13 protein-coding genes are annotated in these 14,792 nt (G+C 57.6%); 8 read left to right on the forward strand and 5 right to left on the reverse strand.

Features of this window, described 5'->3' with window-relative positions; translation table 11 throughout:
• Nucleotides 1-200 precede the first annotated feature (200 nt).
• From HMPREF3178_RS25610 to deoC, 5 genes are all read right to left on the reverse strand, one after another.
• A complete protein-coding gene (locus tag HMPREF3178_RS25610) occupies nt 201-1,751 on the reverse strand; it encodes a peptide MFS transporter (RefSeq protein ID WP_004115211.1) in 1,551 nt (516 codons plus the stop codon).
• Between the two features lie 676 nt (nt 1,752-2,427).
• Nucleotides 2,428-3,159: an arginine ABC transporter substrate-binding protein gene (locus tag HMPREF3178_RS25615; protein WP_004105407.1), complete on the reverse strand. Its 732-nt coding sequence runs from the start codon at nt 3,157-3,159 to the stop codon at nt 2,428-2,430.
• A 407-nt stretch (nt 3,160-3,566) separates the two neighbouring features.
• Nucleotides 3,567-4,340, reverse strand: a complete 774-nt coding sequence (locus HMPREF3178_RS25620; RefSeq protein ID WP_009654966.1) for a DeoR/GlpR family DNA-binding transcription regulator — start codon at nt 4,338-4,340, stop codon at nt 3,567-3,569.
• Between the two features lie 61 nt (nt 4,341-4,401).
• A complete protein-coding gene (locus HMPREF3178_RS25625; RefSeq protein WP_023321578.1) occupies nt 4,402-5,907 on the reverse strand; it encodes a xylulokinase in 1,506 nt (501 codons plus the stop codon).
• Nucleotides 5,908-5,960: 53 nt separating this feature from the next.
• Entirely contained in the window at nt 5,961-6,710 is a 750-nt protein-coding gene (gene deoC, locus HMPREF3178_RS25630) for a deoxyribose-phosphate aldolase (RefSeq protein ID WP_032705146.1), read from the reverse strand.
• Nucleotides 6,711-6,764: 54 nt separating this feature from the next.
• Between deoC and HMPREF3178_RS30485 the strand changes: the two genes are divergently transcribed.
• The 8 genes from HMPREF3178_RS30485 to HMPREF3178_RS25665 all read left to right on the forward strand — a co-directional run bounded on the left by HMPREF3178_RS30485 (nt 6,765) and on the right by HMPREF3178_RS25665 (nt 14,792).
• Entirely contained in the window at nt 6,765-7,046 is a 282-nt protein-coding gene (locus HMPREF3178_RS30485; protein WP_162098317.1) for a hypothetical protein, read from the forward strand.
• Nucleotides 7,047-7,073: 27 nt separating this feature from the next.
• A complete protein-coding gene (locus HMPREF3178_RS25635) occupies nt 7,074-7,874 on the forward strand; it encodes a DeoR/GlpR family DNA-binding transcription regulator (protein ID WP_004105414.1) in 801 nt (266 codons plus the stop codon).
• 109 nt (nt 7,875-7,983) lie between these two features.
• On the forward strand, nt 7,984-8,673 hold the full coding sequence (alsE, locus tag HMPREF3178_RS25640) for a D-allulose 6-phosphate 3-epimerase (protein WP_004115216.1): 690 nt from the start codon (nt 7,984-7,986) through the stop codon (nt 8,671-8,673).
• Between the two features lie 11 nt (nt 8,674-8,684).
• On the forward strand, nt 8,685-9,626 hold the full coding sequence (locus HMPREF3178_RS25645) for a ribokinase (protein WP_016809705.1): 942 nt from the start codon (nt 8,685-8,687) through the stop codon (nt 9,624-9,626).
• Between the two features lie 36 nt (nt 9,627-9,662).
• Nucleotides 9,663-10,997: an L-fucose:H+ symporter permease gene (gene fucP, locus HMPREF3178_RS25650; protein WP_004105419.1), complete on the forward strand. Its 1,335-nt coding sequence runs from the start codon at nt 9,663-9,665 to the stop codon at nt 10,995-10,997.
• Between the two features lies 1 nt (nt 10,998).
• On the forward strand, nt 10,999-11,388 hold the full coding sequence (locus tag HMPREF3178_RS25655; protein ID WP_004105420.1) for a VOC family protein: 390 nt from the start codon (nt 10,999-11,001) through the stop codon (nt 11,386-11,388).
• A gap of 249 nt (nt 11,389-11,637) precedes the next feature.
• Entirely contained in the window at nt 11,638-13,194 is a 1,557-nt protein-coding gene (locus tag HMPREF3178_RS25660) for a class I adenylate-forming enzyme family protein (RefSeq protein WP_070585598.1), read from the forward strand.
• Nucleotides 13,191-14,792 (forward strand): acyl CoA:acetate/3-ketoacid CoA transferase, encoded by a 1,602-nt coding sequence (locus tag HMPREF3178_RS25665; protein WP_004105422.1) that lies wholly within the window; start codon nt 13,191-13,193, stop codon nt 14,790-14,792. Before HMPREF3178_RS25660 ends, HMPREF3178_RS25665 begins: the two co-directional genes overlap by 4 nt.

The following is a 14,792-nucleotide window of genomic DNA, read 5'->3' on the forward strand; positions in this document are numbered from 1 at the left end:
GCTTAACGCGCCTTGCCCGGGCTACAGGTTCACCACCGTCTGCGGACCGGTAACCCCCACCATTCACCGCCGTCTGCGAGCCCCACTCACCGCCGTCTGCAGGTCTGGTAGCCCGGATAAGGCGCTTCGCGCCGCAATCCGGGGTTTGACCAATAAAAAGCCGGCGCAGAGCGCCGGCTTTTTATTTACCGCTTTCGCCGTCAGGCATTCGCCGCCGGTTTTTGCTCGCTGGATTTGGTGTTTTCCAGCATCCGCCGCACCGGAACAATCAGCAGGCACAGCACCGCGGCGCAGATCAGCAGCGCAATGGAGCAGCGTGCGAACAGGTCAGGCAGCATATCCAGCTGATCGGCCTTCACGTGACCGCCAATCAGACCCGCCGCCAGGTTCCCCAGGGCGCTGGCGCAGAACCACAGCCCCATCATCTGGCCGCGCATTCTTTCCGGCGCCAGCAGAGTCATGGTCGCGAGACCAATCGGACTGAGGCACAGCTCGCCCAGCGTCAGCATCAGAATGCTGCCCACCAGCCACATCGGCGAAACGCCCGCGCCGTTGTTGCTCAGGACATTTTGCGCCGCCAGCATCATCAGGCCAAAGCCCGCCGCCGCGCACAAAATACCGATAACAAACTTGGTGATGCTGCTCGGACGTACGTTTTTGCGCGCCAGCGCAGGCCAGGCCCAGCTAAATACCGGCGCCAGCAGAATGATAAACAGGGCGTTAATCGACTGGAACCACACCGCCGGGATCTCGAACGAGCCGATCGTACGGTTGGTATAGTCGTTAGCGAACAGGTTAAACGAGGTCGGTTTCTGCTCAAACGCTGACCAGAAAAAGGCCGCCGAAATCAGCAGGATAAAGCATACCAGCAGGCGGGCGCGCTCTTTACGGCTCAGCCCGGCGAAGACGAACAGGTAGATAAAATAGAGCACCACCGACGCCGCAATCACGTAGACCAGCACGCTGGCCACCGCCACCGGGTTAATCACGATAACGCCCTGGGCAATCAACGCGACAATAACCGCTACGCCTACCGTCAGCGCCAGTAGCCATGCGCCGACGCCGTTTCGTTTCACTACCGGGCTATTCCAGGTGGAATCGAGGCCGACTTCGCTGTCATAGCGTTTCATCGCCGGGACGGCAAAGACGCGGAAGATTATCAGCGCGACCAGCATCCCGATGCCGCCGATGCCAAAGCCCCAGTGCCAGCCGTGGGATTTGATCAGCCAGCCGGAGATCAGCGGGGCGATAAACGAGCCCATGTTGATGCCCATGTAGAACAGCGAGAAGCCGCCATCGCGGCGCGCATCGCCTTTCTTGTACAGCGTACCAACCATCACCGAAATACAGGTTTTGAACAGGCCGGAACCGAGCACGATAAACATCAGGCCGATAAAGAACAGGCTATCGCCCATCACCGCCGACAGCGCGATGGAGAGATGGCCCAGCGCGATCAGTATCGAACCATACCAGACCGCTTTTTGTTGCCCGAGCCAGTTGTCCGCCAGCCAGCCGCCGGGCAGCGCGGCAAGATACATGGTCCCGGCAAAAATCCCGACGATGGCCGAAGCGTTCTCACGCGCCAGCCCCATCCCGCCGTCATAGACGGTGGCCGCCATAAACAGGATCAGTAATGGACGAATGCCGTAAAACGAGAACCGTTCCCACATTTCGGTGAAAAACAGCGAACCGAGCGGGTAAGGATGACCGAAAAAGGTCCGAGATTCATTTTTATTAACAGAGGAATGCATAACTTCTCCCAAAGATGTCCGCAGCGCTTTAGCGCAGCGGAAAGCGTGTTGGCCTTTTATACACAAGGCCAATCATTCACATTTAATGTGACGTTATTTAACCATTTGATAACCTAATAATGGTCCTGTCTAGTCCCTTCCCCCAACTTTTTAGATGAAAAGTCGACAAACGTCTACTTTTACAGATTTAAAGTTGGCGAGAGAGGAAATGTGATTGACATCATAAAACAGAGCATCTTAGATGATATTTTATTTATAAAACAAACAGTTAAATATAATTATTTTTGTAGCTATCCGTGCCGTTCAGCCGACGCTGTTGTCTACCAATAACCTTAATAAATACATGCCTGAGATGCTCAGCGAGGGGAAAGAGCGATAAAATGCACAATTGTCATTGTGAAAAAAACGTTACCCGCAAGAACGGATAAGCCGCTATCCGCTGCCAGCAAGCGAAGGTGGCGCACCGCCCGTCCCCGCGTGGCGAAGAGAAGAATAAATTCGGCTATAAAGTCGCTATTCCGGGCGCCAGAAAGGCGAAGAAGGGATTACGACGTTTTAAGCGACAGAAAGAGGTTTTACTGGCATATAAAACAAATGCGTCACGAATCGCTCCCGCTCCTGGCGAAGAACGGGCGTGACGCAGAATAGTTAAGACTCCCGGTCGCTATCGGCTGGATTATTTAATCCAGCGATCTTTAATTTCGCTGTATTCAGGGGAAGCCATCACTTTCTCCAGCGCCTGGTTGATCTCCGCCAGCAGCGGATTGCTCTTACGCAGCGCAATGCCCAGCCCTTTGCCGTAATACTCCGGGTCGGTGGCGCGCTCATCCATGATGACGAAATCCGGGTTTTCCTTTAACCAGTTTTTCATCGCCGATACGTCGCCAAACACGCCGTCCAGCCGCCCGTTACGCAGATCGACAAGCGCGTTCAGATAGCTGTCATAGGCCTGCGACGCAATCTCACGATGGCGATCCTGAAGGTAGCGCTGATGGGAAGTGCCGTTCTCCAGACCAAGCTTCTTGCCTTTTAAATCGGCAAAGGTGTGGAAGGTATCTTTGCGCACGACCGCCACCGCCGACAGTTCGTTGAAGTACGGCGTCGAAAAATCCACCTGCTTCTCACGCAGCGGCGTGATATCCATCCCGGCGATCGCCGCATCCATTTTCTTAAAACGCAGTGCCGGAATAAGGCTATCAAAACTCTGATTGGTGAAGCTGCAGGTAGCCTGTAGCTCCTTACATACCGCTCTGGCGATATCAATATCAAAACCCGCCACCTGATTATTGCCGTCGACGAATTCAAACGGCGGATAGGTTGCGCTGGTGCCAAAATGGATCACCCGCTCGGCCGCCAGCGCCGAACCGGTAAATAAACCGAGCGCAAGTGCGAGATAAGCGCCTTTCATAGTCATGCTCCCTGTGATGCCCTCACGATAATTCAGCGTTCTGAAAGATGGTCGGGATTGTTATTTATCGTTGGCGATGAATCATATTCTTCGCCTGAATCATTATCCGCAATGATCGACCGCTCGGCGCGCGGCCGGTGAAAATCAGCGCAGCCGCCCGAACGGGGAGAAAAATCATACATGAAGTGGCGCGGGTTCTGTAGATTACCCCCGGCTTTTCGGAGGAAATTCGTTAATCATATCCGTGGGTTACCGCAGGCATCACAGCAGAATATGCCAGAGAAGAGGCGCTGCCCCCAACCCAGACAGGTCGTTACGCATTTAATAAAGAGAAAAGTTTTACCACAGAGGCAACGCGTAAAATAAAACGTCTTCTCCCGCTAAATTAGCGCCGCCGGAACCGCACGCTAGAGATGCGCCTCTTCATCCAGAGAGATCACCTGAATGCCGGCATTACGATACGCCTGAACGTCATCAGGCAGACGATCCACCACCACGGTATCAATACGATCCGCGGCGGTAAACTGGGCAAGCGAGGTATTATTCAGCTTGCTGTAGTCGCAGACGATAATCACCTGACTGGCGTGTTCAACCATGCCGCGTTTCGTTTCTGCCAGCATGATATCGGCCACGCAGGCGCCGTGTTTCAGCGACAGCGAATTGGCGCCCATAAACGCTTTATCGACGTTCAGGGTATCAAGTATGGAACGTCCGTTGATCGCCACCACGCAGTGGTATCCCTTCTTGACGATCCCACCCAGCAGAATGGTTTGAATAGAGGGGCTGGCTTCCAGCTCGCGGGCGATTTGGTAATCATTGGTGACCACCGTAACGTTCTGTCGGTCGCGAATATTGCGCGCGATATGCAGAGTCGTGGTACCGGTATCCAGCACGATAATGTCGCCATCCTCAACCAGCGCCGCCGCGCGCTGGCCGATCCGCTCTTTCGCGCTGAGGTTAACAATTTCGCGCGCGTCCGACGCCTGTTCAAAGCTCGCCCGCGTCCGAAGAACGGCGCCGCCGTGGGTACGGGTCAGCAGCCCCTCCTCTTCCAGCTGGCGGAGATCGGCACGAATGGTGGCGCCAGATACATTAAAGACGTCACACATCTCAGAAACAGCCACTTTGCGTTTTTCCCTGAGAATACTGAGCAACTTCTCCTGTCTTTCTTCTGCAAACATTCTGCCTCTCTCTTATTTACGGCACGTTACGCGCGATGCGGCGCTGGCTTACCTTTGCGTATCAGTCGGGTCCCACGCTGAGCGCATCCAGCCTGTCGTATAAGGCGGCGGATTGCCGGTACAGCGTATCAAAAAGCTCGCTGCAGGCGTGGTAATAATCCCGCAGACGGGGATCTGGCGAAATCAGTTTGTCGAACTGCACCGTCTGCTTCACGCCGCTGGCAAAATCGGCGTACAGCCCCGCGCCAACCCCGGCGATAATACCGCATCCGGTGACGCCATTCTCCTGATTGCGCGTAGATAATATCGGAAGATTGTACGCCGCGGCTTTGATTTCAAGCCACAGCGGGCTGCGCGCGCCGCCGCCGGAAGCGATCATTTGTTGCGGATATTGCCCGCACGCCTGCAGCTGGCGAAGATTGCGCCAGGACGCAAAGGCCACCCCTTCCAGGACCGCGCGGAATAAATGACCGCGGCGATGCTTACGCTGCAGGCCGAAAAACTGCGCCCGCGAGTTCGTGTGTTCGGCCAGGCGTTCTCCGGTCAGATAGGGAAGAAAGAGCAGCCCTTCCGCGCCCGCCGGCACCGCTGCCGCTTCCTGCAAAAGCTGCGGATGCGTAATCTGGTTATCGGCCAGCGCCAGCCGCGCCCAGCGGACGGCATCGCCGCCGGCGTCGAGAATCGTAAATCCGCCCCAGGCCGCGTTAGCCAGATGAAGGTTATTGACCAACGGATGGCGCAACGGCCGCGGCGATACCACCGTAATCAGCGTCGACGTGCCGGTAGAGTCGGACGCCATCCCCGGTTCATACACTCCCGAACCCAGTAAAGAGGCCGCCATATCCGACGTACCGGCAACCACCGGGATACCCGCCGGCAGGCCCGTCAGGCCGGCTGCGCGTGGGGTCACCTGGCCGATTATGTCGCTGGAAAGTTTAAGATCCGGTAGCTGATCGACCCGCAGACCAAACGTTTCGCAGGCTTGCGAAGACCAGGCGCGGGTTTCGCTGTCCATCAGGAAATAGCAGGACGCCTCGCTATAGTCGGTCGCCAGGGCGCCGGTCAGCATGAAATTAATATAGTCCTTCGGCATTAACACTTTGGCGAGCTGCGGCCAGCGCTCCGGATGATGTTCACGCCACCAGGCTAATTTAAAAGCGGGCCACGCCGCCGCGGGTGGATTATTTAAATGCGCCAGCCACTTCTCCCGCCCTTCGCGCGCGCTAAAGGCATCCACCTGCGGCTGGCTACGCTTATCATTCCACAGCAGCGCCCTGTCCTCCACCAGCTCGCCGCGATCGTCCAGTAGAACGGTACCGTGCATTTGCCCGCAGGCGCCAATAACCGCAATCTGCGCAGCCGTTTCAGGATAGCGGTAAAGCACCTCGCGTATGCAGTCGCAGGCGGCCTGCCACCATAGAGAAGGGGCCTGTTCTGACCAGCCCGCACGCGGCGTGGTTTGCTCATACTCTCTTTGCGCAAAGCCGATCATCGCGCCGTCAATGCGCAAAATAGCGGCGCGGGTGCTGCCAGTGCCAACATCAATCGTGAGTATTTTATCTTTCATCACTGACTCCGGTGACGTCTTAAAGCGGGCCATCAGGCCCGCGGTCTCTCAGTTTAATCGGCGTTCAGCTCGGGAAAACGTTCCGGATGCTGCTCCAGTTCAGCCAGCACCTTTGTTACTGCGCCATGGCTCATGCCAAAGCGGCGGACGCCAAGCTGGTAGAGCGCGCGCACCGTGGCCAGATCGCGAATGCCTCCGGCCCCTTTGATATCGATTCGGCCTTTAAGCTGGTCGGCAATGATGCTGACTTTTTCCACCGTGGCGCCGGTGGGCGCCCAGCCGGTAGAGGTTTTGACCCACTTCATCCCCACCTCTACGGCGATATCGCACACGCGGCGAATCTGCTCCTCATTGAGATAGTGCGTTTCGAGGATCACTTTAGCCGGTACCGGGGCGGCGGCTTCCACCACGCGGCGCAAATCTTCGCGCACATAGTCATAATCGCCGGATAACACTTTGCCGATATTCACCACCATATCCACTTCGCGGGCGCCGTCGGCAATCAGCTGGCGCACCTCCTGAACCTTGGTGTCGGTGGCATGCCCGCCGCCGGGAAAACCGACCGGCCCGCCAATCATCACCTCTCCCGTGCCCTGCTGCGGCAGCAACGTACTGAGAAAACGCGTCCAGCAGGGCAGAACGTGGACGGAAATAATGTTGTATCGGGCAGCCAGCTCGGCGCAGGCGCGAACGTCCGCTTCGGTACTGGTGGCCTGGACTGCGCTCAGGTCAACTAAACGTGCAAAACGACGGGTTGTTTCATTCATGGTCTTATCCTGCTCTTTGTTTTTAATTGCTTTCATTTAATGCTGTTATTCGGCTTGAATCCATTTAAAAACGCATCAAATGAAAATAACGTGATCGATTTAGCATTTTTTTATTTTCATTTGTTTTTAATTAGCAGGCAAGAAATGAACAGTGCCCTGGCAGAGCGGGCGCAAACGGTCATAAACGGGCGCAAAGGCAATATTGCATTTATTTTTGTTTGTTTTTGTTTATGCCTGAATAGCGGGCGAGATAGCAAAAACGCTGGCGGCAGTGCAGCCGAAATGCGTGCGCTATCACACTGTCCGGCAGCGAAAAGCTCGCCTTCGCCGGACATTCCCGAGGTCTCAACGCCCTGCGCAAGGGAAAGGTAATCTGATTATGTACTTCAGGAGAGAGCTATGTTGCCGCTGGAACGTCATCGTTTGATTGTTGAACTGCTGGGCCAACGCGGCGTGATGCGGGTAAATGAGATTGCGCAAGCGACTCGGGTCTCAAGGGAAACGATTCGCCGCGATCTGAGCGAGCTGGAACGGAAAGGGATCTTAAATCGGAGCCACGGCGGAGCGCTGGCGGCGGAAAACCCGCTGCCGACGACCCGAGCGGCAGCGTCCGCCCTGCCGGTCGAAGATAGCCAGGGAAGCTTTCAGCAAAGAACGCTGCTGCACAGCGAAGGCAAAATGCGCGTTGCCCGTAAAGCGCTGCAGTTTCTCCAGCCGGGAAAGACCATCGTCCTGGACGGCAGCAGCACCAGCTGGTTTTTGGCCCGGCAGATGCCGGAGATGGCGTTAACGGTTATTACGCCCTCCATCCGCATCTTACAAACCCTGATGAGCCGACGCTCGTTGCATCTCGTGGGGCTGGGGGGCGACTTCTCCCCGACCGAAGAGTCGTTCTTCGGTGAAACTGCCTCACGAACGCTGCGCGAGTATGCCATCGATACGCTCTTTTTCTCCTGCCAGGGTCTGGAGCGCGATAGCGGCTTATATGCGGGTACGGAAGCCCACGCAGCCCTGCTGAAACAGATGATGCTGGCGGCCCGTCAGACCGTGGCATTGGTCGACGGCAGCAAGCTGGGGCGAACAGGCGTCGCGCGCATCGGCGGATTGGGCGAGCTGGACTGTCTGGTGACCGAAAAGTTTGTCGATCCGCTGCTGGAAAAAGAGATGACCTGGCATAACGTCGGCCTACAAATCGCCTGAGTACGCCGTCATGACGTGACGGTTAATACGCGCAATGTCGAAACGCTGCTTCCCGCGGCAGGGCCAGACTTTGCCTGAAATCAGCCACTACCGGAATAAATGAGGCCTTATGCGTTATTACCTTTCTCCCTCGCTCATGTGTATGGACATGATGAAGCTGACGGAACAGCTGCACTTTTTAAACGGCAAAGCCGACAGGCTGCATGTCGACATAATGGACGGCCACTATGTCAAAAATCTGGCGCTATCGGCCAGCTTTGTGGCGCAAATTCGTCCCTACACATCGCTTCCCATCGATGTCCACCTGATGGTCGAAGAGCCCGCCTCGTTTATCCCGTCGCTGATAGAAGCCGGCGCTGACGCTATTTCACTGCATCCGGAAACCATCTGCCGCGAAGCCTTCCGGCTCATCAATATGCTTCGCCAGGCGGGGAAAGAGGTGGGCGTGGTGCTCAATCCCGCCACGCCGGTTGAGAGCATCCAGCACTATCTGCATCTGCTCGATAAGGTGACGGTGATGACCGTCGATCCAGGCTATGCCGGTCAGCCTTTTATTCCCGAAATGCTCGCCAAAATCGCGCAGCTTCATCAGCTAAAAGAGAGCGGCAACCTCAGCTTCTTGCTGGAAGTCGACGGCTCATGCAATCGCAACACCTACCGCGAGCTGCTGGGAGCCGGAGCGCAGATATTGGTCATGGGCAGCAGCGGTTTATTCCGCCCGGATATGCCGCTTGAGCAGGCCTGGGAAAAAATGTCCCGCGATCTGTCCGCCGCGCTGCACTCCCCCGAGCTCGTATAAAGGAGCGAATGATGTCAGGAAAAGTCTGTGTTTTTGGTTCATTCAATTTCGACATGGTTGCCAGGGTGGAGCGCTTTCCGGTACCGGGCGAGTCGTTAGTGGCCTGCGGGAGTATGACCAGCGCCGGGGGGAAAGGGGCGAACCAGGCCACCGCCGCGCTAAAAGCGGGGGCGAATGTCCACTATATCGGCAAGATTGGCAATGATACCTTCGGCCATTTTGCCCGCCGTCATCTGAAAGGCGTGGGCTTCAATGCCGTGACGCTGCTGGTCGCCGAAGACGTCCCCACCGGCAACGCGCTGATTTATGTGGCCGGCAATGATGCCGAAAACATGATTGCCGTCGACCCCGGCGCGAATATGACGGTGACTGATGATGAAATCGCCGGCTGCATTCCCGCTATCGGCTGCGCGGATGTGGTGCTGGTTCAGCTGGAGAACAATCTTTCCGCCATTGAGCAGGTCGTTGACGCCGGCAAAGAGGCCGGGGCCTTCGTGGTGCTCAATCCTGCGCCCTGGCAGCCCGTTGAGCACGCCTTTCTAAGCAAAGTGGATCTGCTCACGCCGAACGCCACGGAGGCCGGGTTAATGACCGGGCGCCGGGTTGACTCTCTGGCGGCCGCGGCCGAGGCCGCCGATGCGCTGCATGCTCAAGGCGCGCGCAACGTCATTATCACCCTCGGCGCAAAGGGCGCCCTGCTGAGCGAGCAGGGCGTGAAATCCCCTATTCCGTGCTTTCCTTCTCATCCCCGCGATACCACCGGCGCGGGCGATGCCTTCAACGGCGCGCTGGCGGCGCGACTGGCCTGCGGCGAGCCGCTGCATGCCGCAGCCCGATTTGCGGCGGCCTACGCCGCCGTCAGCGTCGAAAAGCAGGGCGCATCATCTTTACCTGAGTACCAGGAGGCACGAGAACGGCTTTTGCGTGCCGCCTCTGATTATGAAATGGCATAAACCCTACTGTATAAAAACCATTAAGAGGATAGCTCAATGAGTACGCTAATCACGGATAAGGTCGATAAAGCGGCGGTCCACAATGAAAAACTGGACACCAGCGCGTATTTACCGCATACCCCCTGGCTGCAATTTTTACTGGTCTGTTGCCTGTTTGCGCTATGGGGGATGGCGGGCAACCTGAATGATATTTTGATCGCCCAGTTTAAAAAGGGCTTCGATTTAACGGATACCCAGACGGCGCTGGTGCAGTCGATTTTTTTCCTCGGCTACTTTTTTGTCGCCCTGCCTGCGGCGGCGCTGATAAAGCGTTATTCCTATAAAGCGGCGATCATTATTGGGCTGTGCCTGTACGCCCTCGGCTGCTTCCTGTTCGTTCCGGCCGCGCAGATCATGACCTACGGCGCGTTCCTCGCCTGCCTGGGGGTGATCGCCTGCGGACTCTCTTTTCTGGAAACATCGGCAAACACCTATTCAAGCCTGCTGGGCCCGATTCAATCGTCCACCCAGCGCATTAACTTTTCGCAGATCTTCAACTCGCTGGGCGTGATTTCCGGCGTGCTGATTGGCCAGGTGATGGTGTTTGGCGAGAACGATCCGAGCCATGAACAGCTGCTGGCGATGCCCGCCGCCGCCGCGGACGCTGCGCGCCATCAAATGGTCGGCCAGGTGGTCGGACCCTATCTGATTATCGGCTCCGTGCTGGTGGTGCTGGCGCTGGTGTTCGTGTTTATTAAATTCCCGTCGTGCAAGGGCACGCCCTCTCAGCAGCAGCAACTCCCGACGGAAAGCATGGGACCTACGCTGAAACGCCTGTTTGCTATCCCGCGCTTTCGCCTCGGGATCCTGTCGCAGTTTTTGTACGTCGGCGCCCAGGTTGGCGTATGGAGCTTCACGATTCGCTTTGTGCAGCTCGTGCAGCAGGGCACCAGCGAGCACTCCGCGACCTACTGGCTGCTGGCTTCTCTGGTGATTTACGCGGTGGGTAAAACCGTGGCCACCTGGTTGATGAACCGCCTGAACCCGGCGCTGCTGCTCGGTAGCTTTGCCCTGGCCGCCACTGTCCTTTTATTGGTTGCCGTATTCAGCAGTTCAATGCTGGCGGTCTATGCGCTCATTCTGGTCAGCTTCTGTATGGCGCCATGCTGGCCGACGAACTTTGGTCTGGTCATCAAAGGGATGGGGAAAGATACCCAGACCGCAGGCTCGATCGTGGTGATGTCGATTATCGGCGGGGCCGTTATTCCGCTGGTGATGGGCATTATCTCGGATATGAACGGCGGCAATATGCAAATCGCCTTTATCGCTCCGCTCCTGTGCTTTGTGTATGTCGCTTTCTACGGTTTCTGGTGCGTGCGTAAGGGGGTATAACATGCGCGAACTTATCAACACGATTGCTCATATTGGCTATCAGGTCAGTGACTTAACGCGTTCGCTTGCCTTCTATGAACCGCTGGGCTTTCAGCGCCAGCAGCGGTTTAGCAAGCCGTCGCCGCAGGGCACTATTGAAGTCGCGTTCCTGGAAATGGCGGGCGCCGTCCTCGAGCTGTATCAGCTTCCCGCAGGAACGCCCTTTGACGCTCCTCGCTGCGGTATCGATCATCTGGCGCTGGAAGTCCGCGACCTGGATGCGGTGCAGCAGCGGCTGGCGGCGCTCGGTTATCCGCTCGATGAAGGGCCGATAGAAGAAGACAACGTGCGCTTCCTGCTTATTCGCGGCCCCGATGGCGAACGGCTCGAGTTCGATGCCTTTAAGCGCTAAGCGGCCGGCCTGATCCCCTTCTCCCTTTTAGGCCCGGTTAATACGGGTCTAAAAGCGGGCTTCCTCAGGCTTTACAAAAGCCTGCCTGATTCCAGATTTTCTCCCCCCCACCCGGCCTCTCCTGCCTATTGTGCAATGTTACAAAATTGCTTCTGTTTTGTTGATTTTCTATTGTGAGCCATTCGGCAATTTCCTCTCCTGAATTTCCCCAGACTACTTCCAGTCAATACGCAATATCAGGAGAGACAAATGAGCAGCACCTCCGCCGACTTCCAGAATCTGTACCAGGCCCTGAGCCACAGCGCCGCCCGTAGCCCGGATGCCCTGGCGCTGGCGTTTGAGGATCGGCGCTATCTGTACCGCGATTTTCACCTGCGGGTACAGCGAGCGATGGCGCAGCTTGACCAGGTCTGGTCGCTGCGCAAAGGCGACCGAATCCTGCTGGCCTGGGGGAATCATCCCGCTTTTTGCGAAGTCCTTTTTGCCGCGCTTGGTCTGGGCATCGAAGTGGTGCCTTTCAGCACTAAGCTTAAGCAGGCCGAGAGCGAGGAGCTGGTGGGCCATATCGCCCCGCGGGTCGTGCTGTTCGATGCGACCGTACAGGACTGGCTGAAACACACCCCCGACGCGCGCGCGGTTTCACTCAGCGAATGGCAGGCGCTCTCACTTCCCGAACCGCTGACCCGCCAGCCGGTCCCGATTAACCGCGACGATACGGCGGTGATGATGTTCACCTCCGGTACCACCGGAGAACCGAAAGGGGCGATTATCACGCACAATAACCTGCTCTGCGCGATTGACGCCTATACGCAAAAACTGAATCTCACCGCCGCGGATAGCACCATTCTGGCGGTACCTATCTATCACATCACCGGCCTGTCGGCGCTGCTGGCGCTGTTTATTAGCCTCGGCGCGAGCATCTGGCTTCAGCACCGGTTCAACGCCCCGCAGGTGATCAACACCCTGCGCGAGAAGAACATTACCTTTCTGCACGGCTCGCCAACCATTTTTATCCTGCTGTGCCAGGCCGCGCGCGAGCAGAGCGCCAGCCATCCGGGCGATTTTCCCGCGCTACGCACGATTGCCTGCGGCGCGGGCCACCTGAGCGACGGACTGATCAACGAGTTAAAAACCCTGTTTCCGCATACGGCGATTCAGCCGATCTACGGTCTCACCGAAACGACCTCGCCCGCGACGATTTTTCCGGGCGACGTCTGGGGCAGCGATAAATGCGGCAGTTCGGGCCAGGCGATCCCCGGCCTCGCCATTACGATCCGCAACGATCGCCAGCAGCCCCTCCCCGCCGGGCAAATCGGGCATATCTGGCTAAAAGGCGATGTGGTGATCCGCGAGTACTGGCAGCACAGCGAACGACGCCCGAGCTGCGATGCGCAGGGCTGGTTTTGTACCGGCGATCTGGGCTATCTCGACGACGAAGGCTGGCTGTACATCAAAGACCGCAGCAAGGACATGATCAATCGCGGCGGAGAGAAGATCTACTCGCTGGAGCTGGAGAACATCCTCTCTACCTATCGGGGAGTGCGGGAAGTTGCCGTGATCCCGACCCCCAGCCCGGTCTATGGCGAAGAGCCGGTGGCGTTTATCGTGCCGGACGGCCAGCACCACCTGACCAGCGAAGAGATCCTCGGCTGGCTAAAGATCAAAATCGCCCGCTTTAAGCTGCCGGCGCGCATTATTTTCACCCGCGTTTTACCGCGTACCCATAACGGAAAAGTGAGCAAACAGCAGCTCAAAACGCGCCTCGCGGAATCCATCATCACGCTATCAACGGAGGATAAAAAGTGAGCAGCAAATTTATCGACGCCCATCAAGCGGCGCAGTGGGTCGCCAGCGGCGACACCGTCTGCACCGTCGGGATGACGCTTATCGGCGCGGCGGAGTCCATTTTAAGCGCTATCGAAGCGCGCTTTCTGACCGCGGGCGAACCGCGCGACCTGACGCTGCTGCATGCCGCTGGGCAAAGCGATCGCCAGCGCGGCATCCAGCACTTCGCCCATCCGGGTATGGTGACGCGGCTTATCGGCTCGCACTGGGGCCTGGCGCCGCGCTGGATGGCGATGATCAACAACAACGAAGTGGAAGCCTGGTGCCTGCCGCAGGGGCAGATCGTCCATCTCTATAGCGCGATGGCCGCCGGGCTTACCGGGCGGCTTTCCCCCGTCGGGCTCGGTACCTTTGTCGATCCGCGCATGGAAGGCGGGCGGATGAACGCCCGCACCCGCGAACGGTCCGATCTGATCGAGCACGTGACGTTTCGCGGCGACGAATATCTGTTCTACCCGGCCATTCCGCTGGACGTGGTTATTGTGCGCGGCACCCATGCTGATGAAGAGGGCAACCTCACGACCGATGAAGAGGTGATGAAGCTGGAAGTTCTGCACGCGGTTCTCGCCGCCAGACGCTATGGGGCGAAGGTGCTGGCGCAGGTGAAATATCGCGTGGCGAAAGGCTCGCTGCATCCGAAAAGCATCACCGTTCCCGGCAACCTGATCGACGCCATTGTGGTGTGCGAAGAGCCGCAAGCGGATCATCGCCAGACCTCCAGCTGGGACTTCGATCCGGCGCTGTGCGGCGATATCCAGCTACCCGCCGCGCAGAACGCGCCGCTGCCGCTCGACCTGCGCAAGCTTATCGGACGAATTGCCTGCCGCTACCTGACGCCAGGCTGCGTCATCAATCTCGGCACCGGCATTCCCAATGATGTTATTGGCGCCATCATTCACGAAGAACGGCTCGGCGAGCAGGTCACCATCACCGTGGAATCAGGGATCTACGGCGGGCAGCAGGCGGGCGGCGTTGATTTCGGCATTGGTCGTAACCTGAGCGCGATGATAAGCCACCAGGATCAAATGCTTTATTACAACGGCGCGGGGGTCGATATCACCTTTATGGGCGCCGGCGAGATGGACCCGCACGGCCACGTCAACGCCACGCGGCTCGGCGCATCCTGCCCCGGCGCGGGCGGTTTTATCGATATCACCCAGAATGCCCGCCACGTCGTGTTCTGCTCCTCTTTTACCGCCAAAGGGCTGGAGATCGCCTGTGAACAAGGGGCCCTGCATATCCGGCACGAAGGCGAGGTACGTAAATTCGTCGCCGGGGTTAATCAGATTTCTTACAACGGCGAGCTGGCCCGCGCCAAAGGACAAACTATGCATTACGTCACTGAGCGGGCAGTTTTCGAACTACGCCCGGAGGGGCCGGTGCTGACGGAAATCGCCCCCGGTATCGATCTTGAGCGCGACATCCTGGCGCATATGGATTTTCGTCCGGCGATCGCCGCGGATCTTCAGGTTATGGACAGTCGCTTGTTCACCCCGCAGCCCTGCGGCCTCGCGGAACATCTGTCCCGGAATTCATCCTCTGACTCACAAGGAAATTAG

This window comes from Klebsiella sp. HMSC09D12 (assembly GCF_001808475.1).
GTDB classification, from domain to species: Bacteria; Pseudomonadota; Gammaproteobacteria; order Enterobacterales; family Enterobacteriaceae; genus Klebsiella; species Klebsiella oxytoca.

Coding starts and splice junctions, on each gene's coding strand:
- HMPREF3178_RS25610 (WP_004115211.1), bottom strand. CDS start 1,751: ATGCATTCCTCTGTTAATAAAAATGAATCTCGGACCTTTTTCGGTCAT.
- HMPREF3178_RS25615 (WP_004105407.1), bottom strand. CDS start 3,159: ATGAAAGGCGCTTATCTCGCACTTGCGCTCGGTTTATTTACCGGTTCG.
- HMPREF3178_RS25620 (WP_009654966.1), bottom strand. CDS start 4,340: ATGTTTGCAGAAGAAAGACAGGAGAAGTTGCTCAGTATTCTCAGGGAA.
- HMPREF3178_RS25625 (WP_023321578.1), bottom strand. CDS start 5,907: ATGAAAGATAAAATACTCACGATTGATGTTGGCACTGGCAGCACCCGC.
- deoC (WP_032705146.1), bottom strand. CDS start 6,710: ATGAAAGCAATTAAAAACAAAGAGCAGGATAAGACCATGAATGAAACA.
- HMPREF3178_RS25635 (WP_004105414.1), top strand. CDS start 7,074: ATGTTGCCGCTGGAACGTCATCGTTTGATTGTTGAACTGCTGGGCCAA.
- alsE (WP_004115216.1), top strand. CDS start 7,984: ATGCGTTATTACCTTTCTCCCTCGCTCATGTGTATGGACATGATGAAG.
- HMPREF3178_RS25645 (WP_016809705.1), top strand. CDS start 8,685: ATGTCAGGAAAAGTCTGTGTTTTTGGTTCATTCAATTTCGACATGGTT.
- fucP (WP_004105419.1), top strand. CDS start 9,663: ATGAGTACGCTAATCACGGATAAGGTCGATAAAGCGGCGGTCCACAAT.
- HMPREF3178_RS25655 (WP_004105420.1), top strand. CDS start 10,999: ATGCGCGAACTTATCAACACGATTGCTCATATTGGCTATCAGGTCAGT.
- HMPREF3178_RS25660 (WP_070585598.1), top strand. CDS start 11,638: ATGAGCAGCACCTCCGCCGACTTCCAGAATCTGTACCAGGCCCTGAGC.